The organism is Priestia taiwanensis (genome assembly GCF_014638355.1).
In the GTDB taxonomy this organism is placed as follows: domain Bacteria; phylum Bacillota; class Bacilli; order Bacillales; family Bacillaceae_G; genus Priestia_D; species Priestia_D taiwanensis.
The window spans coordinates 206,244-226,987 of record NZ_BMFK01000002.1 but is presented as its reverse complement, the minus strand read 5'-3'; the positions used below and the strand labels follow the sequence as shown (position 1 = coordinate 226,987).

At 38.1% G+C, this 20,744-nt stretch carries 22 protein-coding genes and 1 other annotated feature; of the genes, 20 read left to right on the top strand and 2 right to left on the bottom strand.

Translation table 11 applies throughout. From position 1 onward, the window contains the following. Nucleotides 1–71 precede the first annotated feature (71 nt). The 20 genes from IEV41_RS13295 to pheA all read left to right on the top strand — a co-directional run bounded on the left by IEV41_RS13295 (nt 72) and on the right by pheA (nt 18,984). A complete protein-coding gene (locus IEV41_RS13295; RefSeq protein WP_188388995.1) occupies nt 72–1,106 on the top strand; it encodes a rod shape-determining protein in 1,035 nt (344 codons plus the stop codon). Nucleotides 1,107–1,128: 22 nt separating this feature from the next. Continuing rightward, nucleotides 1,129–1,977, top strand: a complete 849-nt coding sequence (mreC, locus tag IEV41_RS13290) for a rod shape-determining protein MreC (protein WP_188388994.1) — start codon at nt 1,129–1,131, stop codon at nt 1,975–1,977. Beyond that, on the top strand, nt 1,974–2,492 hold the full coding sequence (mreD, locus tag IEV41_RS13285) for a rod shape-determining protein MreD (protein WP_188388993.1): 519 nt from the start codon (nt 1,974–1,976) through the stop codon (nt 2,490–2,492). Before mreC ends, mreD begins: the two co-directional genes overlap by 4 nt. Nucleotides 2,493–2,559: 67 nt before the next feature. Then, on the top strand, nt 2,560–3,240 hold the full coding sequence (gene minC / locus IEV41_RS13280; protein ID WP_239534556.1) for a septum site-determining protein MinC: 681 nt from the start codon (nt 2,560–2,562) through the stop codon (nt 3,238–3,240). A 2-nt stretch (nt 3,241–3,242) separates the two neighbouring features. Next, nucleotides 3,243–4,037, top strand: coding sequence for a septum site-determining protein MinD (gene minD / locus IEV41_RS13275; protein WP_188388991.1), 795 nt, complete (start codon nt 3,243–3,245; stop codon nt 4,035–4,037). Nucleotides 4,038–4,155: 118 nt separating this feature from the next. After that, complete coding sequence (locus tag IEV41_RS13270; RefSeq protein WP_188388990.1) at nt 4,156–4,929, top strand: M23 family metallopeptidase; 774 nt, start codon at nt 4,156–4,158, stop codon at nt 4,927–4,929. After that, nucleotides 4,922–5,779: a M50 family metallopeptidase gene (locus IEV41_RS13265; protein WP_373284223.1), complete on the top strand. Its 858-nt coding sequence runs from the start codon at nt 4,922–4,924 to the stop codon at nt 5,777–5,779. The genes IEV41_RS13270 and IEV41_RS13265 overlap by 8 nt, the downstream gene beginning before the upstream one ends. A gap of 108 nt (nt 5,780–5,887) precedes the next feature. Next, complete coding sequence (locus tag IEV41_RS13260; RefSeq protein WP_188388989.1) at nt 5,888–6,508, top strand: NUDIX domain-containing protein; 621 nt, start codon at nt 5,888–5,890, stop codon at nt 6,506–6,508. A gap of 18 nt (nt 6,509–6,526) precedes the next feature. Beyond that, nucleotides 6,527–7,948 (top strand): Rne/Rng family ribonuclease, encoded by a 1,422-nt coding sequence (locus tag IEV41_RS13255; RefSeq protein ID WP_188388988.1) that lies wholly within the window; start codon nt 6,527–6,529, stop codon nt 7,946–7,948. Between the two features lie 68 nt (nt 7,949–8,016). Then, nucleotides 8,017–8,091, top strand: a sequence feature (ribosomal protein L21 leader region). Nucleotides 8,092–8,107: 16 nt separating this feature from the next. Next, nucleotides 8,108–8,419, top strand: coding sequence for a 50S ribosomal protein L21 (rplU, locus tag IEV41_RS13250; protein WP_188388987.1), 312 nt, complete (start codon nt 8,108–8,110; stop codon nt 8,417–8,419). 7 nt (nt 8,420–8,426) lie between these two features. Continuing rightward, a complete protein-coding gene (locus tag IEV41_RS13245; RefSeq protein WP_188388986.1) occupies nt 8,427–8,771 on the top strand; it encodes a ribosomal-processing cysteine protease Prp in 345 nt (114 codons plus the stop codon). A gap of 4 nt (nt 8,772–8,775) precedes the next feature. After that, nucleotides 8,776–9,066, top strand: coding sequence for a 50S ribosomal protein L27 (rpmA, locus tag IEV41_RS13240; RefSeq protein ID WP_188388985.1), 291 nt, complete (start codon nt 8,776–8,778; stop codon nt 9,064–9,066). A 312-nt stretch (nt 9,067–9,378) separates the two neighbouring features. After that, nucleotides 9,379–9,918 (top strand): sporulation initiation phosphotransferase B, encoded by a 540-nt coding sequence (locus IEV41_RS13235; RefSeq protein ID WP_188388984.1) that lies wholly within the window; start codon nt 9,379–9,381, stop codon nt 9,916–9,918. Between the two features lie 13 nt (nt 9,919–9,931). Next, nucleotides 9,932–11,221 (top strand): GTPase ObgE, encoded by a 1,290-nt coding sequence (gene obgE, locus IEV41_RS13230; RefSeq protein ID WP_188388983.1) that lies wholly within the window; start codon nt 9,932–9,934, stop codon nt 11,219–11,221. Nucleotides 11,222–11,546: 325 nt separating this feature from the next. Continuing rightward, nucleotides 11,547–12,254: a response regulator transcription factor gene (locus tag IEV41_RS13225; protein ID WP_188388982.1), complete on the top strand. Its 708-nt coding sequence runs from the start codon at nt 11,547–11,549 to the stop codon at nt 12,252–12,254. Next, the gene (locus tag IEV41_RS13220) at nt 12,244–13,326 is read left to right on the top strand and encodes a sensor histidine kinase (protein ID WP_188388981.1); all 1,083 of its coding nucleotides are present in this window, start codon (nt 12,244–12,246) and stop codon (nt 13,324–13,326) included. The genes IEV41_RS13225 and IEV41_RS13220 overlap by 11 nt, the downstream gene beginning before the upstream one ends. 94 nt (nt 13,327–13,420) lie before the next feature. Next, nucleotides 13,421–14,197 (top strand): ABC transporter ATP-binding protein, encoded by a 777-nt coding sequence (locus IEV41_RS13215; RefSeq protein WP_188388980.1) that lies wholly within the window; start codon nt 13,421–13,423, stop codon nt 14,195–14,197. Continuing rightward, the gene (locus IEV41_RS13210; RefSeq protein ID WP_188388979.1) at nt 14,172–16,091 is read left to right on the top strand and encodes an ABC transporter permease; all 1,920 of its coding nucleotides are present in this window, start codon (nt 14,172–14,174) and stop codon (nt 16,089–16,091) included. Before IEV41_RS13215 ends, IEV41_RS13210 begins: the two co-directional genes overlap by 26 nt. A 40-nt stretch (nt 16,092–16,131) precedes the next feature. Then, nucleotides 16,132–18,042, top strand: coding sequence for an ABC transporter permease (locus tag IEV41_RS13205; protein ID WP_188388978.1), 1,911 nt, complete (start codon nt 16,132–16,134; stop codon nt 18,040–18,042). Nucleotides 18,043–18,105: 63 nt separating this feature from the next. Then, on the top strand, nt 18,106–18,984 hold the full coding sequence (pheA, locus tag IEV41_RS13200) for a prephenate dehydratase (RefSeq protein WP_188388977.1): 879 nt from the start codon (nt 18,106–18,108) through the stop codon (nt 18,982–18,984). A 12-nt stretch (nt 18,985–18,996) separates the two neighbouring features. On the opposite strand, the gene IEV41_RS13195 is transcribed toward pheA, so the two are convergent. Then, complete coding sequence (locus IEV41_RS13195) at nt 18,997–19,542, bottom strand: transcription repressor NadR (protein WP_188388976.1); 546 nt, start codon at nt 19,540–19,542, stop codon at nt 18,997–18,999. Beyond that, on the bottom strand, nt 19,535–20,680 hold the full coding sequence (locus tag IEV41_RS13190; protein ID WP_188388975.1) for an IscS subfamily cysteine desulfurase: 1,146 nt from the start codon (nt 20,678–20,680) through the stop codon (nt 19,535–19,537). Before IEV41_RS13190 ends, IEV41_RS13195 begins: the two co-directional genes overlap by 8 nt. Nucleotides 20,681–20,744: the final 64 nt, after the last annotated feature.

Here is a 20,744-nt window from a genome sequence, read left to right as displayed (position 1 = left end):
AAAAAATTAAAAAATAAAAACTAAAAAATGAAATATGAATGAGTATTTTCAGGGTAGAAAGGAAGATACATATGTTTGGATTAGGTGGTTTTACAAAAGACCTTGGTATAGATTTAGGTACAGCAAACACACTTGTATATGTAAAAGGAAATGGAGTAATTGTACGTGAACCTTCAGTAGTAGCGATGCAAACGGACTCAAAACAAATCGTTGCGGTAGGTAACGATGCGAAGAATATGATTGGTCGTACACCAGGAAATGTTGTCGCATTACGTCCAATGAAAGATGGCGTTATTGCAGATTATGAGACAACAGCAGTAATGATGAAGTATTATATCCAACAAGCGCAAAAATCAAAAGGATTCTTCTCACGTAAGCCATACGTAATGGTATGTGTACCATCAGGTATTACAGCGGTAGAGAAGCGTGCGGTAATTGAAGCGACTCGCCAAGCTGGTGCTCGTGATGCATATCCAATTGAAGAGCCATTCGCAGCAGCAATTGGTGCAAACTTACCTGTATGGGAGCCGACTGGTAGCATGGTTGTAGATATCGGTGGTGGTACAACAGAAGTTGCAATCATTTCATTAGGCGGAATTGTAACAAGCCAATCAATCCGTGTCGCTGGTGACGAAATGGACGAATCAATTATTCAATACATTAAGAAGAACTACAACTTAATGATTGGTGAACGTACAGCAGAAGCGTTAAAATTAGAAATTGGTTCTGCACGAGTAGAAACTTCTGGAGAGACAATGGACATTCGTGGTCGTGACTTAATCAGTGGTCTACCGAAAACAGTAACGATTAAAGCAGAAGAAATTTCAGAAGCATTAAACGATACAGTAACTGCAATTGTAGAATCTGTAAAATCAACATTAGAGCAAACTCCACCTGAGCTAGCTGCAGATATTATGGACCGTGGAATCGTTCTTACTGGTGGCGGTGCATTATTACGTAACTTAGACAAGGTAATTAGTGAAGAAACAAGTATGCCAGTATTAATTGCAGAAGAGCCTTTAGACTGTGTTGCAATTGGTACAGGGAAAGCTTTAGACAATATTGATTTATTCAAACAAAAATCTGCAAGAGAAAGTTCGTTCTAAGAAACGATAAGAGGGTGAAAAGATGCCACGATTTTTTCGAAATAAACGAGTAGTTATTTTGGCGATTAGTTTTGTAGTGCTTGTGGCATTAATAATCTTTTCTCTACGCGAAAATCGAGAGTTGACATGGCCGGAACGATTTGCGAAAGATACAGTGGGATTAGTTCAATCTGCGTTTCATGTGCCCGCACAATATGTTGCGGGCTTCTTTGAAAATGTCAAAGACTTAAAGAACACATATGAGGAAAATAAAGTGTTAAAGGCACGCATAGACGAATCAGCTGCAGTGGCTGCGAAAGTTAATGGGTTAGAAGACGAGGTTAAGCGATTAGAAGCGATACTTAAGAAGAAAGAAGGCCTTCACGCCTTTGAACCGATTGTAGCGGACGTAATAACTCGTAATCCAAATGGATGGTATGATGTCGTTCGAATTAATGTGGGGAAAGAGGATGGCATCAAGAAAGACATGGCTGTTACGACAGCGCAAGGTTTAGTTGGCAAAGTGAAAAGTGTTGGCGAATTCTATTCTGATGTCGAGTTATTAAGTGGAGATAGTCGTACAAATCGTATTAGTGCTATTGCTAGAGGGCCTGAAGGTAAAGACATCTTTGGAACGATTGAAGGTTATGATGAGGAAACACAAACATTATTATTTAAGCGTATTCCTTCGAATGCTCCAATTGAAGTAGGGCAAGAAGTCGTAACCTCTGCAATGAGTGATATTTTCCCAAAAGACTTAGCAATTGGTACAGTAGAAAAAGTAGAGCCTGATGAGTTTGGATTAACGAAAATTGCTTACGTGAAACCAGTAGCTGATTTTTATGATATTCGTCATGTGATTGTAACAAAGAGTAAGGGAGTCCAGGAATGAAGCGATATTTCCTTCCTGTCCTTTTCGTTGTTCTTTTTGTAAGTGAGGGGGTATTCGCCTCTATATTTCCGGTTGTGTCAGTAGGGAAAGATGTAATATTAGTGCCGTATTTTCTTTTTATTGGTATTTTATTCATGTCAGCGTATTATAATCAAATGCAAGCGTTCTATTATGGGCTTATATTTGGATTTTTATTTGATTTAGTATATACAGAAGTACTTGGAGTATATGTTTTTGTATTTCCGATTTTAGCGTTTGGTTTTGCAAGAGCGATGAAGGTACTTCATTCACATCTTGTGATTGTTTCTGTATTATCATTAATTGCAATTAACATTTTAGAGTATTACGTATATGGTTTTACTTTATTAATAGGGAAAAGTGAAATGGCAGCGACACCGTTCTTGTTATATCGTTTATTCCCGTCGCTTCTATTAAATCTTGTATTTTTAGTACTATTTGCAAAGCCACTTCAAAATTATTTTGAAGCGGTAAAGAAAGAGAAAGAAGCATTATAATTGTGGAAATAAAAGAGGAATTTTGAAAGGCTGTGTCGAATAACTCTCGTTGAGGTGAGCGTTAGTGATGGAACAAAAACAACAATATATAACAATTAAGGGTACGAAAGATGGCTTGACGTTACATCTCGAAGATACATGTGCTTATGAGATTATTTTACAAGAATTAGATGAGAAATTGTCGACGAATTTATTTGCTAATAGTGAGGGTGCGTTAATTCCAGTTCATGTGCACGTAGGCAACAGGTATTTGACGGATCAACAAGAAGAAGAACTTCGTACGTTAATTAGAGCTAAGAAAAATCTTGTTGTGGATTCTATAGATAGTGAAGTGATTTCAAAAGAAAAAGCGCTTGAGTGGAAGCGGAGTAATGAAGTTGTAACAGTGACACGAATGGTCCGTTCGGGCCAAGTGTTAGAAGTACAAGGTGATTTATTATTAATTGGAGATGTGAATCCTGGAGGAACAGTTGTTGCAAAAGGGAATATCTTTATAATGGGTGCCTTACGTGGTATTGCGCATGCAGGATGTTATGGAAATAAACAAGCAGTTATTGCAGCATCCTTGATGAAACCGATGCAACTACGTATTAGTGATATTATGAGTCGGGCACCGGATGATCATTATCCTGAGGATGGTAATGAAATGGAATGTGCGTATGTTGAAGATGACCAAATCGTTGTCGATCGCATTCAACTTCTTACTCATCTTAGACCTCATTTGACAAGGTTAGAAAGGAGAATGTAATTGTGGGAGAGGCTATTGTAATTACATCAGGAAAAGGCGGCGTTGGTAAGACTACAACAACCGCTAATCTAGGAACGTCATTAGCACTGTCTGGAAAGAAAGTATGTTTAATTGATACAGATATTGGCTTGCGTAACTTAGATGTTGTAATGGGGCTAGAGAATCGTATTATTTATGATTTAGTAGATGTCGCAGAAGAGCGTTGCCGTTTGCATCAAGCATTGATTAAGGACAAGCGTTTTGAATGCTTATACCTATTACCTGCAGCGCAAACGCGTGATAAATCTGCGATAAAGCCGGAACAAATGAAGAAGATTGTTGAAGAGCTAAAGAAAGAATATGATTACATATTAATTGATTGTCCAGCAGGGATTGAACAAGGATTTAAGAATGCAATTGCTGGTGCGGATCAAGCAATTGTTGTTACAACACCGGAAGTATCTTCGGTTCGTGATGCAGATCGTATTATTGGGCTACTAGAAAAAGAGGAAATTGCGCCTCCGAAGTTAGTCGTAAACCGTATTCGTGGTCATTTAATGAAGAATGGTGATATGTTAGATGTTGATGAAATCGTATCGATTCTTTCGATTGAATTAATCGGCATCGTTGCGGATGATGATCTCGTTATTAAAGCGACGAACAGTGGTGAGCCGGTAGCGTTAGACCCAGCTGGGAAAGCATCAATCGCATATCGCAACGTGGCGAGACGTGTATTAGGTGAATCTGTTCCACTTCGTGCATTAGAAGAGGATAGCGGTGTATTATCAAAAGTGAAGAAATTTTTCGGTATTCGTTAAAAAACTAGGAGACTATCACTCCTAGTTTTTTTGTTAGGTGAGAAACATAGAGGGCTTGTTCTTTTCTTTTTTGTCTGTTCATATACTTGTACAAATGCTAATAAGGGAAGGGTAGAACATGAATAGACGAGCTGATGAAGTAAGAAAGAGGATTGCTATGAGGAAAGAGAGGCAAGTCCGTCGCTTGAATCAAGAAGTTGAAATTCGAGATTTACCGATTACGTACGACGATTTTCCTGTAATGGAGAAGTCATCGTCTATTTTTGATGATGATACAGGGTCTCCACGTCACCCTTTATTTAAAAAAGAAGTATTTCTGATGAAAATAATGATTTCTGCTATTCTAGTTATTATTGTTGCTATTTTGTTTCGAACAAATCATGTTGCACTTGATCCTTCTCGTGTTGTTGTGCGAGGAGTGTTTGAGCAAGAGTTTCAATTTGCAGCTATTTCTCAATGGTACGAAGAACAGTTTGGAACGCCGTTAGCATTATGGCCGAATAGTCCGAAGAAAGAGCAAAATATTGCCCAAGTCGACTATGTTGTTCCAGCAACTGGGAAAATAATTGAAACGTTTCAAGCGAATGGTCAAGGTGTATTAGTTGAGACAGCTCTTCACGCTTCTGTGGAGGCAATTGACGAAGGAACGGTTAGTTTCATTGGGACAAAGGAAAGATTAGGAAAAACAGTTGTTATTCAGCACGGCGATGGTAGTGAGTCATGGTATGGGCAGTTAGATAGTGTTGCGGTAAGACTTTATGACAAAGTGGATGCGAAGCGGACAATTGGGACTGTGAGTACAAATGAGGAGAAGAAAGCAGGAAACTATTATTTTGCTATCAAACAAGAAAATGGCTTTGTCGATCCAGACAAAGTAATTTCGTTTGAATAATATGCTTCAACTCCTTTCGAAAATTAAAATCCATCCGTTGTTTTGGTTAACAATTGTCATTGGACTATTTACTGCCCATGTGAAGGAGTTAGTTTTTTTGTTTCTCATTGTGTTCATTCATGAGATGGGGCATGCGGTAGCAGCGCATTATTTCGGGTGGCGTATTCGTAAAATTGAGCTTTTGCCATTTGGTGGTGTAGCTGTCATGGAGGAACATGGTAATAAACCATTGCGAGAAGAAGTGATTGTTCTACTAGCTGGTCCGGTTCAGCATGTATGGATGATGGTTCTTTGTTATGGACTTTTTCAAGCGAAAATGATGGAGAGTGGATTGTATGAGTTCTTAATGTGGAATAATATTACGTTGCTCCTTTTTAATTTAATTCCTGTGTGGCCTTTAGATGGTGGGAAGTTAATGTTTTGTTTCTTATCTACACGTTATCCGTTTCGTCTCGCGCATTATTACACACTTGTTTTTTCATTTAGTATATGCGTTATCATGTTAGTAATAGCGACGTTTATTATTCCTTATAATTTAACAATGTGGGTTGTTCTAGTGTTCTTATTCTTTTCAATTTGGGTGGAGTGGAGACAGCGGACATTTGTGTTTCTGCGTTTCCTATTAGACAGATATTACGGTGATAGGGAGCAAGTGACTAAGTTGAAACCGATACGTGTTACGGGAAGTGAACCGTTGTATCAAGTATTTTGGAAGTTTCAACGAGGCTACAAGCACCCTATCGCCGTCCAACAAAAATATGGCGAGCACATGTTGGATGAAAATGAGCTACTGTATGCTTATTTTGCACAAAAAAAGACTGCTTCATCCATACAAGAATTAATTAGCTAGTGCAAAGGCACTGGCTTTTTTGTGGGAAAGAAACAATAGTATAGGTTGCTTCAAGTAAATAGATACGATAAAGTAATTGAATAATACATAGAAGGAGAGTACGAGAAAATGGGTAAAATGGATGAAATGATTATTGTTGCAAAAAGAGAGGCGGTGTTTCATGGTGAAGCACTTGCGTTTCAAGGAGTAGAAACAACAAAAGAAAAGGTAACGGAAATTGTTGAAGCAATTTCTTCTACATATGAAGTAATGCGCCGTGGTGATGCAGAGGAGAATCCTTTGTATAAACAACCAATTCCATATGCAGTGATGCGCAAAGGAGAAGAAGTGTTTATGTATCGCCGTTTAGCAGGCGGTGGAGAAACTCGTTTGCATGATAAGTTATCAATTGGTGTTGGTGGTCATATGAATGATATTTCAGACGCGGATACATTCCAAGACGTATTAATGGAGAACTTACGTCGTGAGTTAGAAGAGGAGTTAATGATTGAAGCATCAAGTCAAGACATTAACTTTATTGGATTAATTAATGATGATGCGAATGAAGTTGGACGCGTACACATTGGATTACTTGTAATTATTGAGTTACCAGAGGATGCGGTTGTAGAAGTACGTGAGAAAGATCAGCTGGAAGGTAAGTGGGTAACAGTGAACGAGTTAGTAAATCCTGATGTATATGAGAAGCTAGAAAGTTGGTCACAAATTGCGACGAACTCATTAAAAGAATAAGAGCGAGGATTTCTAATCGTGAAGAAATTGATTATGAATGTAAGAGAAGGTAATGAGCGAGCGGCAATTGTTGAAGATAACGAACTTCTTGAAGTAATGCATGCTGAAGATGCAGGGAATGTAGGGAATATTTATATCGGAAAAATAGTCACTGTATTAGCAGGTATGCAGGCTGCTTTCGTTGATATTGGCACTGGGAAAAATGCATACTTACATCTACACGATACAGCGAAATTCATTCAATCAAAGAAAAAAGAAGCGAATATTAATCGTTGCGTACATGAAGGGCAATATATACTTGTCCAAATTGTTAAAGATGAAGTGGATGATAAAGGAGCAAAGGTAACAGAGCGGCTAGAATTCACTGGAAAGTATGCAGTCTATATGCCGTTTGACGGAGCGGTTACAGCATCACGTAAAATTTCAGATGAAACGAAACGAGCAGAATTACTTTCGTTAGGTAGAAGTTTATGCGCTAGCACAGACGGAATTATTTTCCGCTCTGCTGCTAATGAGGTCGGCATAAACGTTGTAGAAGATGAGTTACGCTATATTCGTGAAAAGTATGTGGAGTTAACAGGTGCATTGCAACGAGCGACAAAAGTAACGCTTCTTCATACAGTAGCTTCTTTCCTTGATTATGTCCTTCAATTGTATCCAGTAGAGCAGTTTGAAGAAATTATTGTCGATAGTGTTTCCTATAAACAAATGATTGGGCATGAGCACGTTGTATGCTACCGTGAAAGGGAAAATGTATTTTCGCACTACCGTATCGAGACTCAAATTGAAGAAGCAGTACATAAAGTTGTACCGTTAAAGAACGGAGCATATATAGTAATCGAGCATACGGAAGCTATGACGGTCATTGATGTAAATACTGGGAAGTTTGTTGGGAAGCAACATTTACAAGACACTGCGGTGAAGACGAATGAATGGGCGGCAATAGAAGTAGCGAAACAACTTCGCCTTCGTAATATTGGTGGCATGGTGTTAATTGACTTCATTAATATGAAGAAAGAAGAAGATAAAGTACGAGTGAAAAGTGTGATGCAGCGAGAATTACGAAAAGATCGTACAACATCGCGTGTATATGATTTTACAGCGCTTGGTGTATTAGAAGTCACAAGGAAACGAAGTGGAAAGTCGTTGCGTGATCAATTGCAGCATGTATGCCAAGAATGTCATGGTAGTGGACATGTTCGTTCTGATAAAGAAACGTTTCATCAGCTTGAACGAGAATTATGGGAATATAAAGGTACAGATGTAGAAGCAATTATTGTTGAAGCGAATAAGGGATTTGTACAAGTTGTTCAGCCACAAATGGAACAATTAAAAGCATCGCTCGGATACGAGGTATTTATCGTGGATATAGCAAGTTGTTCCACTACGTATCATATTCGTTACATCGGTTCAATTGAAGGAGCAAAAGAAAGAATGTAGAAAGAAAATTAAGTTGACATGTATACTATTTTCATGATAACATTTCATTTGTTATTGAGTTTGTAGCACCCGTGCTACAACCGCCCATAACAGGTATCAAGACTATGAATAGGCACCTGTCTATGGCGAGTCTGAGTATATATGAGGAGGTGCAGTTAAATGTACGCAATTATCGAAACTGGTGGTAAACAAATCAAAGTTGAAGCAGGTCAAGCTGTATACATCGAGAAATTAGATGTGTTAGAAGGCGAAACTGTAACATTCGACAAGGTTCTTTTCGTAGGTGGCGAAGCTGTTAAAGTTGGTAGCCCAACTGTTGAAGGTGCAACAGTTACTGCGAAAGTTGAAAAGCATGGTCGCGGCAAGAAGATCATTATTTTCAAATACAAGCCGAAAAAAGGAAGCACACGCCGTAAGCAAGGTCACCGTCAACCATACACTAAAGTTGTTATTGAAGCAATCAACGCGTAAGGTTTAGATGATTAAGGTTATAATTAATCGTGCAAACGATGATGGTGTCGTGTCTTTTAAGGTTACTGGACATGCAAATTTCGCGGACCACGGTAAAGACATTGTCTGTTCAGCTGTTACAGCTGTTACCGTAGGTACTGTTAATGCTATCGATCAGTTATGTAAGATATCAGCGCATAAGCATTGCGAAGCAAAGAGTGGCTATCTCTTCTATTCTTTACCTGCTGATGTAGATGAAGAAACGAAGAAAAAAGCGCAATTGCTTATCGAAGGTATGATTGTATCTTTACGATCTATCGAGCTTAGCTATGGTAAATTCATAACGATAACAGAAAAGAATCAGGAGGTGTAACCACATGTTAAGATTAGATCTTCAGCTTTTCGCTTCTAAAAAGGGAGTAGGTTCTACAAAGAACGGTCGTGACTCGATCTCAAAACGTCTAGGCGCTAAGCGTGCTGACGGACAATTCGTTTCTGGTGGATCAATTCTTTACCGTCAACGCGGTACTAAGATTTATCCAGGAGTAAACGTAGGTCGTGGTGGCGATGACACTTTATTCGCTAAAGTTGATGGCGTAGTACGTTTCGAGCGTTTAGGCCGTGACAAAAAGCAAGTAAGTGTATACCCTGTAGCTCAAGAAGCATAAGAATGCACAAGAAAACTCTAGCCGATTTTTGATTGGTTAGAGTTTTCTTTACATATGGAGTAAAAATGAAAAGGCTTATCACTCTAATACGGATGTACCATGTTGAGGATGAAGTATGCTTCATACACGGAACGGAGAGTGACGACTCTATCGGGAATAGCGAGGAAAGAGAGACCCCGCAGAAAGAGTTCACTCACAGTGGAGTGTATATAGGTCACTACGTCTTTGGATGATAAACCAATGAAACATTATTTTTACGGTCATAGAAAGTAGTGAGGGGAAGAATCATGCATAATGAGGATGGAGAGTAGAATGAAGGCACAGTGGAATATGAATAAAATACTTCGTCATGTCAGACATGATATGTTAAACGACATACAGCTTTTGAAAGGATACATGTCATTAAATCAAATGGATAAAGTCCAAGGTTTAATTGATAAAATTATCATCGAAGCGAGAACGGAAGGCAGATTATTTAATTTACGTTTAGAGAATTTCGCTGAAATGTTAGTAACGTATAATTGGGAAACTCATCCTATTGTCGTAGAGTATGAAGTGTTAGAAGAGCCACAAGACATGTCTATATACGATAATGTTATTACGGATTGGACAACGTCATTTTTAGCAATGCTTGAAACTAATATCGATCCTATGTATGAGCACAATATGACGGTTAGTATTGAATTAGATGGGGAAGATGCTTGTTTCTTTTTCGATTTTCGTGGGAAGCTACTAGAAAAAGAAACAGTAGAAAAATGGTTACACGATAATCGAAATGTAAACAATCTCTTCGTAGAGACAATACACGTCGATCAAGAAGAAGTATGTACGAAATTAACAACTAGAAAGTAAAAGAGGTGACAACATGTTTGTCGATCAGGTCAAGATATATGTAAAAGGCGGCGACGGAGGGAATGGTATGGTATCGTTCCGTCGTGAGAAATATGTTTCCAAAGGTGGTCCATCTGGTGGAGACGGTGGTAAAGGTGCAAGTGTTGTATTCCAAGTAGAAGAAGGATTACGTACATTAATGGATTTCCGTTATAAGCGTCACTTTAAGGCAGATCGTGGAGAACACGGAATGTCAAAAGGGCAGCATGGTAAAGGTTCAGACGATATGATTGTTAAAGTTCCACCTGGAACAGTTGTAATTGACGATGCGACTGGTGAAGTACTTGCAGACTTAGTAACACATGGTCAGCAAGCTGTTATTGCCAAAGGTGGTCGTGGTGGTCGCGGTAACTGCCGTTTCGCAACACCTTCGAACCCAGCTCCTGAGATTTCAGAGAACGGGGAGCCAGGTCAAGAGCGTGACGTTCGTTTAGAATTAAAAGTATTAGCTGACGTTGGTTTAGTTGGTTTCCCGAGCGTAGGTAAATCAACATTGTTATCAGTTGTATCAGCAGCAAAACCAAAAATCGGTGCATACCACTTCACAACAATCGTTCCGAACTTAGGTGTAGTAGAAACAGAAGATGCAAGAAGCTTTGTAATGGCCGATTTACCAGGATTAATTGAAGGTGCACATGAAGGTGTCGGTTTAGGTCACCAATTCCTTCGTCACATCGAGCGTACGCGTGTTATCGTTCATATCATTGATATGTCTGGTATGGAAGGACGCGAACCGTACGAAGATTATGTAACAATTAATGATGAGTTAAAAGAATATAACCTTCGCTTAACAGAGCGTCCACAAATCGTTGTAGCGAATAAGATGGACATGCCTGATGCAGAAGAGAATTTAGCTGCGTTCCAAGAAAAAGTAGGCGAAGATGTGAAAATCTTCCCAATTTCAGCTGTAACACGTCAAGGTTTACGTGACTTACTATTTGAAATTGCAAACTTACTAGAAGTAACGCCAGAATTCTTATTATACGACTTAGAAGAAGAAGAGACAGATACACGCGTTATGTACAAGTTCCATGGTGAAGAAACAAACTACGAAATCACACGCGAAAGCGATGGTACATTCGTTGTAACTGGTCCAGACTTAGAGCGTCTATTTAAGATGACAGACTTCACTCGTGAAGAATCAATTCGTCGTTTCTCACGTCAATTACGTGGAATGGGTATTGATGAGTCATTACGTGAACGTGGAGCAAAAGATGGAGACGTTGTTCGAATCATGGAATTCGAATTCGAATTTATCGACTAATACAGAGACTGCCGATTATGGCAGTCTTTTTTTATGGACTTTTTCTTTAATCATAACGATTCCTTAAATGGAAAAAAATTCTTATAATAGAAAAGAGTATGGTTTATTACTGTAACATAGATTTGGGTTTTGGGGGGATGATGTTTCATACACAGAACGGAGAGTGGCGACTCATGCGGGAAAAGCGAGGAAAGGGAGACCCCGCAGACAGACTTGCTGAGGAGGCTCGCTCTCGCCCGCAGAAAGCGTCCATTCGGAGTGCAGTGTATGTTGTACCACATCTTTTGGTGATAAATCATGAGAATGTAAAAAGGGTGGGGATTATATGTACAAAGTATTAATTGTGGAAGATGATGATAAAATTGCACATATTTTAGAGGGTCATTTAGAGAAATACGGTTATGAATCGTATCGTGTGGAGAATTTCCGTCAAATAAAAGATGAATTTGTGAAGTTTAACCCACATTTAGTATTACTCGATATTAATTTACCGTATTTTGATGGCTTCTATTGGTGTCGTCAAATTCGTACTGTATCGAATACACCCATTATTTTTGTTTCAGCAAGAACTGGTGAGATGGATCAAGTAATGGCAATTGAGAATGGGGGAGATGATTTTATTACGAAGCCATTTCATTTGGATATTGTGATGGCGAAAGTGAAAAGTACAGTGCGCCGTGTGTACGGAGAATATGCAGGAGTAGCGGAAAGTGAATTTTTAGCTGTTGGCGAATTAATATTGCTTCCTGGCCAACATGTTGTTCAATTGGGGAACGAGCGTATTGAATTAACGAAAAATGAATATTTGTTACTAGAGTGTTTAATGAAGCACGCTGGTGAATATGTAACGCGCGATGAATTGCTAGAAGCTCTATGGGATGAAGTAGCGTTTGTTGATGATAATACGTTGACGGTGAATGTAAAGCGTGTCCGTAAAAAGTTAGAAGAATTAGGTCTTACAGATGCCATCGCAACAAAGCGAGGTTATGGATATGCATTGTTAACGAATTGGGAGACGAAACATGAAGTTTAAGGTGTATGCGATGGACCGTTTACCGTTACTTGGATCGTACATGGTGAGCCTTATCTTATTTGGACTTGTGTTGCAACTAGAATCATTATTACAAAAGCAACCGATTAGTTGGTCAACTTGGTTATATGGTCTGTCACTAGCACTTACTATTTTCGTAGGATTTATTGTGTACGATTATCGAAAGCGAGCGGCTTTTCTACGACGAGTGGAGCAATATATTGATGGAGGTCACACGCTTCATCATGCATTAGCTAATAGCTCTTCTTATACATATGAGCAAGAGAAAATTACGGAAGCATTTTCATTGTTAAGGCAACAATATTTGAACGAAGTGCATGATCAGCAAGGGAAAGGGCAGCAACAACATATTTTCATGAATCAATGGATTCATCAAATGAAGACACCTGTTTCAGTTATCGAATTAATGCTTCAACAACTTGGACAAACACATCGTGACGCGAGAGAAACGATTGAAAGCATTCGCGAAGAAAATAATCGTATTTTACATGGTTTAGACCTAGCGTTAAATATTGCACGTGTAAGTCAGTTTGAGAAAGATTACAAAGTAGAAGAAGTAGACATCGTTAATCTCGTTCGCGATAACATTAACCAGTACCGGAAAGAGTTTATTCAGTCTCGTATTTTTCCGAAGTTTGAATATGAGGAGAAGCTATACAAGGTGACCTCTGATCAAAAGTGGTTAAGTATAGCGGTGAATCAAATCATTATGAACGCACTTAAATATACGAGAATGACAGAGAAAGAGAAGAAAGAAATACATTTTCATTTAGAAGAGAGAGAGGAGTGCATTTTCTTACATATTCAAGACAATGGAATTGGTATTCCGAAACAAGATGTGAAGCGTGTATTTGAAGCATTCTTTACAGGGGTGAACGGAAGAAAGACGAGAGAAGCAACTGGGATGGGGCTTTATATTACAAAGGAAATTTGTGATTGTTTGCATCATTCTATAACGGTACAATCGGCAGAGGGAGAAGGGACGATTTTTACAATTCAATTTGATAAAGGTGAAGCGTATCACCACATGATGAGAAAAGTGACAGAATTGTAAGCTAAGTCGTTATTTTGTAAGGGAAATCACTCGTTACGTTCTCTTATTTTCTTTATAGTAAAGGTAAGAAGAAACGACATAGGGGGCTATGAAAATGAGTGTATTAGAAGTAAAAGGATTAACGAAAGTATATCAATCGACAGGCGCTATCACAACGACAGCATTAAATAATATTAATTTCAAAATTGAAGAAGGCGAATTTGTTGGGATTATGGGACCTTCTGGAAGTGGAAAAACAACATTATTAAATCTACTTGCAACAATTGATAAACCAACATCAGGCCATGTTTATATGAATAACGAAGAAATTAGCCAAATGAAAGCAGCAAAGTTAGCGGCGTTCCGACGTACGCATCTTGGCTTCATCTTCCAGGATTTCAACTTACTCGATACATTGTCGATTAAAGAAAATATTATTTTACCACTAGTAATGGCGAAACGTCCTGTGAAGGAAATTGAGCAAAAAGTGATAGAGGTAGCGAGGTTCTTAAATATTGAAGCGATCCTTGATAAGAAAGTATATGAAGTATCTGGTGGTCAACAACAACGTGCAGCGGCGGCGCGAGCAATGATTCATAATCCAACGCTTATTTTAGCAGATGAGCCGACAGGTAACTTAGATTCGAAATCAGCAAAGTCATTAATGGGTGCGTTGCAACAACTTCATGAAGAGAAGAATGCAACGGTAGCGATGGTAACGCACGATCCAGTAGCAGCTAGTTACTGTGAACGTATTCTTTTTATCCGTGATGGCGAGATTTTCTCTGAAATTCATAAAGGGCATACGAAGCAAGCATTCTTCCAAGAGATATTAGACGTATTAGCAATGTTGGGAGGCGAGCATCATGAACTTTCGGCAGCTGGCGTTTAATAATATTAAAGGGAATTGGCGTAGTTACAAGGCATTTATTATAAGCAGTACGTTATCGATTATCGTCTTCTTCATGTATGCGTCGTTTATTTATCATCCAGATGTTGTGGGAGGAAGTATTGCACAGAAGGCACGAGTAGGAGAAGGGATGAAGGCATTAAACTATGTTGTCGTTGGCTTCTCGGCACTCTTTATTTTATATTCTAACTCGATGTTCTTGCGTGCACGTAAAAAAGAGTTAGGTTTACTAACGTTAATTGGGGCAACAAAAGGTCAATTAAGTAAAATGTTAATTCGTGAGCAAATGATGTTAGGTAGTATGTCAATTATGATTGGAATTGCATTTGGGATGTTATTCTCCACGTTATTCTTTAAAGCAGTAAGTTTTGCATTAGGAATTGAAACGACATTACCTTTTGTATTAAATGGCACAGCAATTGGAATTACAGCGGGTGTGTACATTGTTCTGTTCTTCATTTTATCGCTAGTTAGTCTTCGGATAGTATGGAAGTTTCAAATCATTGACTTACTTCGTGATGCAAGAAAGCAACGAGTAGAGCCATTTGCTCGTACGTGGTTACTATTTATTGGATTAGCTTGTATTATCATAGCGTATGTTCTTTGTTTCCAGGTGAAGTTTACGAATTTCTTTCTATATTTCTTACCGATTGTAGGTTTAACAATTGTTGGAACATACTTCTTGTTTACACAGGGAAGTGTTGTGTTGTTAAAAGCATTGCAACGTAGAAAATCGGTTTTCTATAAGCAGCCAAATATGTTTGTCTTTAGTAACTTAATTTACAAGATGAAAGATAACGCACGATTCTTATTCGTTATCTCAATTATTACAGCGGTTGTTGCTTCAGCTGGTGGAACGTTGTATGTTTTCTTTGAAGATATGAGTCATAAAATTCTTAGTGCACATCCACAAGCTGTCTCGTACACAGTGAAAAATGTAGAAACAGATAAAATAGAGAAAGATGTCCAAGGTTTATTAGAAAAGCATGGATTTGAGGATGCGAGACTAGTTACACTTGAGCTATTACCAGGAAAACTGAAATTAGAAAATGTAGATAATAAAAATGATTTTACGATTGATATTATTTCTGAGTCTGCTTTTAATAAAGAAGCAAAAATGCAAAATCAAGAGGGAATTGATGTGAAACCAGGCACAGCTACAATGATTATGGAAGGTACATTGCAAGACTTCATGCAACATTTTTTAAAATTAGATATGACGAAGCCACTCGAATTTATCGTTCAAGACCAAACATATAGCGTGATGCTTAATGACATGCGCTCAACATCTGTTTTTAATGAGAGCGAATTATTTGTTGTAAGTGATGAGGATTATGAAACGTATGCGAGTATTGTTTCAAGCACAGAGAAGAGTATGTATTATGGGTATGAAATGAAAGATTGGAAAAGTACAGAAGCGTTGGTGGCTGAAATGAGGGAACGGACTGTATCAGAGAACGGGGGTTCTTTCACAAGTGCAGCTAGCTCGTATAAAGATATTAAAGAAATGAGTTCCATTACAATGTTCATCGGTTTCTTTGTAACTGTTCTGTTCTTCTTCTTTGCATGTAGCATGACGTACTTTAAATGGTTTAATGATAAAGAGCAAGATCGTCTTCAATTTAAGTCATTGAAGCGTATCGGAATGACAGAGAAAGAGATTCGTGGCATTGCCTTAAGACAAATGGGAGTAGTATTCTTCTTGCCAATCTTAGTCGGAATTGTGCATAGCGGATTTGCATTATATACGCTAGGAAGTATGTTGTATATCGATTTATGGAAATCAGGAGCAATGATTGTAACGGCGTATTTACTTGCATCAGCACTATATTTCCTAGTTGCACAGAGAGGATATTTAAAACATGTACAAGGCTAGGGTTTCCTAGCTTTTTGCGTTTTGGAATGGGGTGAGGAGGATGAATATAAAAGAATTGGCTTTTCAAAATGTAAGAGGGAACTGGCGTAGTTATAAGATGTTTTTCTTAAGTAGTTGTTTCTCTGTATTTGCCTTTTATATGTATATGTCTATTATGTTTCATCCTCAGATGAATACAGAGGAGGCCTTTTACGGAGGGATAGCAGGAGGTCTGTATATTTGTTCCATCATCATTCTTGGTTTTTCTAGTATATTCATTTTATATGCCAGTTCTGTATTTATTGATTCAAGGAAGAAAGAGTTTGGCCTGTATATATTGATGGGAGCGACAAAACAGCATATTACCTTGATGATGATGATTGAGCAAATTGTGATAGGACTAAGTGCAACTTTTGTTGGGATTGTAATTGGTACGATGTTTTTGAAACTGTTTTTTATGATTTTTAGCTTGCTTTTAAATTTTCCAACATCAATGCCATTTATATTTAATGTAAAAGCTATTTTTTTATCGTTGGGGATATATGGTTTACTCTTTAGTCTATTATCGATTTATAATGCGCAAATGGTATGGAAATTCGATATTATTCAGTTGTTGAAAGGGATAGAACGAAAGAAAAAAGAGCCGAAAAGTAGTTTTTTACTTGCTTTGCTTGGCATCTTTTGTTTAGGAGTAGGATATGCATTTACTTTTCAAGCAACGTTGCATACTCTTATTCTCTATTTTCCAGTTGTTACAGCATTAACAGCTATCGGCACATATTTTGCTTGTAGGCACGGAACGATTTGGTTATTAAATTGTATGAAAAAATGGAAGAGAGTGATGTATCAATATCCATATTTATTTGTTATAAATCAGCTATTATATCGCATGAAGGATAATCGTCGCTTTTTCTTTATCCTTTCCATGGCGACAACATTTGTTGTAACAGCAACAGGAGTTGTATATTTATATATTTTGGGAATGAAACTTATGTTAAGTCATGATCAGTCACATACTTTTTCGTATGTAGAAAAAGGATTGTATTCTGGTGAAGTGATGGAGAAAGGTGCTGTGGAGAAACTATTTAAAAAACATGGTGTAGAAGAATATCGTTATGTTACGTTTACTGGGTTGCCTGCTAATATTAAATTAGATAAGGAACGGCATGTTTCTATCATTAGTGAAAAGGAATATAACGAGGAAGCAGCAATGCAAGGAAGACAACAGTTTCATCCCGAAGAAGGATCGGCGATGTATGTTTATAGTAGCGTGTATCCGAAAGGAAATGAGTATAAACATTCACATCTTTCGTTTGACTTACCCCGTGAAACATTTGAATTTGTATATAACGGGGCATTTGAGGAGAGTACGTTTAATAGCAATATGCATGATAGAGCAGGAGATTTCCTTGTAGTAAATGAAAGAGACTTTGAAAGGTTTGCTGCTAATGTACCTATGAATGAAAGGTATGTGTACCATGGCTACGTACTAGATCAGTGGCAGGACAGAGAAGCATTAGGAAAAGAGTTAACAACATATGTACTAAATGACAACTACGGTCTTGTACGTAACAATATCTTTATATATAAGGTTATACAGGATACAGGAGCACTAGTCTTATTTGTTGGTTCGTTTATTAGTATTCTTTTCTTTTTGGCATCGTGTAGTATTACTTATTTTAAGTGGTTCAATAGCATGGAATATGATCGCAAACAATATGAGTCTCTTAGTAAAATGGGAATGACGAAAAAGGAAGCCCGTCGTGTACTATATTGGCAATTAGCTATTCCTTTTTTCTTCCCTGTCGTATTAGGATGTTTCCATAGTGGAGTGGCTTTGCATACGTTCACACGTGTTATGTTAGAGAAGACATTGTTAGTAGAAATAGTTAGTATACTAGCTATTTACTTCGTTGGATGTATCATCTATTTCTTCTTCGCACAGCGAGAATACATGAAGTATATCAAATAAAAACGATAGCAGTCCTTCTTTATTTGTGATATAACAGTAAGAAAGTGGAAAGAGGGATATCGGATGAAAGTTGGCTATTTAGGTCCAGAAGCAACATTTACGCACGGAGCGGTACAAGCGTTTTTTTCGGGAAAGGAAAGTATCCCGTACGCGACAATTCCAGATTGTATGGATGCAGTTGCGAAAGGGGAAATTACATGTGCAGTTGTTCCGTTAGAAAATGCGATTGAAGGTTCCGTTAATATTACAATCGATTATTTAGTGCATGAACAACCGTTGCATATTGTCGGTGAGATTGCGGTACCAATTAAACAACATTTAGCCGTTCATCCTATAAATGCAGATAATTGGCGCAACGTAGAGCGTGTGTTATCGCATCCACATGCGTTAGCACAGTGCCATAAGTTTTTACATACATACGTACACGGGGCAGTGCTTGAGCAAATGACATCAACAAGCGCAGGCGCAAAATATGTAGCAGAGCATGAGGGAGAATGTATTGCGGCAGTATGTAATGAATTTGCGGTAGAACATTACGGACTCCAAATTGTTGCGCATGATATTCATACGTATAAAGGCAATTACACACGCTTCATCATATTGGCGAAGGGAGAGGAGGCATTATCACATGCATTTATTCCTTATACAGGTGAGAAATCAACGTGGATGATTACATTGCCATTTAACCAAGCTGGAGCATTGCATCAAGTGCTATCAGCATTCTCTTGGCGGAAATTAAATTTAAGCAAAATTGAAAGTAGGCCGATGAAGACAGGTCTTGGTAATTATTTCTTCCTTATTGATGTCGAGCAAACGTGGGACGAAGTATTGATGCGAGGAGCAAAAGAAGAACTTGAAGCTTTAGGGTGTGGTGTTACAATTATCGGTCGATATAGTTGTTATGTATTGCATACAGAAATGGAAAATAGCCCTTCAATGTAAGGGCTATTTTTGTTATTCGTTATGTAGTAGGAAACCTGCCTCTTCAAGCGCTTTACACGCAGCATCTAATTTGTGAATAGAATCTGCTTCAATTGTATGCAAATGTGTTCCACTTGTTAGCGCAGATAAATACGTTGCGTTCGTTTCGGCAATACGTGATAAGAAATGTTCTAATTCTGTACGAGTGCTTACCATGATAGAAGCTGTTAGGTCTCCGTATACAGGGTGTTCGATTTTGACATCTTTAATGGTAACACCGTGATCAACAAGGATTATCATTTCTTTTGTCGTATCTTCTGGCTTGTGGGAGCAAGCGATGACACGCTCATGTTTTGAAATAGCGTAAGGGTCAGCCATATATAAATAACCTTGTGCAGTTGCGATAATTGGTTCATTACGTGCTTTTAATAAAGAAATATCTTGTACAATTACTTGTCTGCTTACATTCGTGCGTTTCGCAAGATCATTTCCGCTAAGTGGTTTCGTTGCTTCTTGAAGCCATGACAAAATTAGACTTCTTCGTTCTTCTCCAAGAATTTTCTTCGTGTTATTACTCATTTCGTACCCCCTGGTAAATCGTCACGACATGTTGGAATGCCTCAACTATTTGATCGATATCATGCTCGGTTGTGTGTTTTCCGAATGAAAGACGGACAAATGTTTTCGCTTCTTCTTTTGTTTTACCAATGGCTATCATGGTGACAGAAGGTGATTGTTTGCCGATGGCACATGCACTTCCTGTGGAAATCATGATGTTTCGTCGGTTACATTCTAACATCGTATATTGTCCCTCGATATGTGAAAGTGTAACACCAATAATATGTGGAAGGCAATAGGCCGGATGTTCTTCTATTTGGATAGGGTATGAGAGACCTCGTAATTGTTCCATGAAATAATGCCGCAACTGTTGAATACGAATGTACTCTTCTTCTTGAGATTGTATACTATGTGCTACAGCGGTCATCAATGCAGCAATAGATGGAATAGGAACGGTACCAGGGCGAAATCCATTTTCATGTGTCGTTCCAGTAAAGGCAGATTTCCATGTTATTTTCGGATTGATGTAGCATACACCTAATCCTTTTGGCCCGTATAGTTTATGCCCCGAAATAGATAAGCTATCAATATGATATTTCTTCACATCAATCGGTAATTTTCCGAATGATTGTACACAATCACAATGAAAAATGACATTGTTTTCTTTGAGGATTATCCCGATTGCTTCAATATCTTGAATCGTACCAATTTCGGAGTTCACGTGTTGAATACTAGCGATAATAGTTCTATCTGTAATAGATTGTCGTAAGTGTTCTAATGAAATACGACCATATTCATCAACTTGTAAGTAGGTTACTTCATATCCGGTTTGTTCAAGTTCATACAAATAATTGTGAATGGAAGCATGTTCAATTGCGGTTGTAATAATATGATTTCCACGATGTTTATTCGCCAAGAGAATGGAGTGGAGTGCTAAATAATTTGATTCCGTGCCACCGCTTGTGAAAAAGACTCCTTTCTCTTCCCCGTTTATATAGGTTGCCATTTTATTTCTACACATTTGTAGAAAAGAAGAGCTACTTGTTCCTGCATCATGCAAGCTTTGGGAGTTACCAAATAAATGCTTGGCAGCTTCTGTATAGGCAGCAATCGCTTCATCGCTCATAGGTGTTGTGGCGGCATAGTCGGCATAAATCATAGAAGTTCACTCCTTATCAAAAAAATTATTGACTTATTTCCGATGATTTTTCGCTTGATTATAC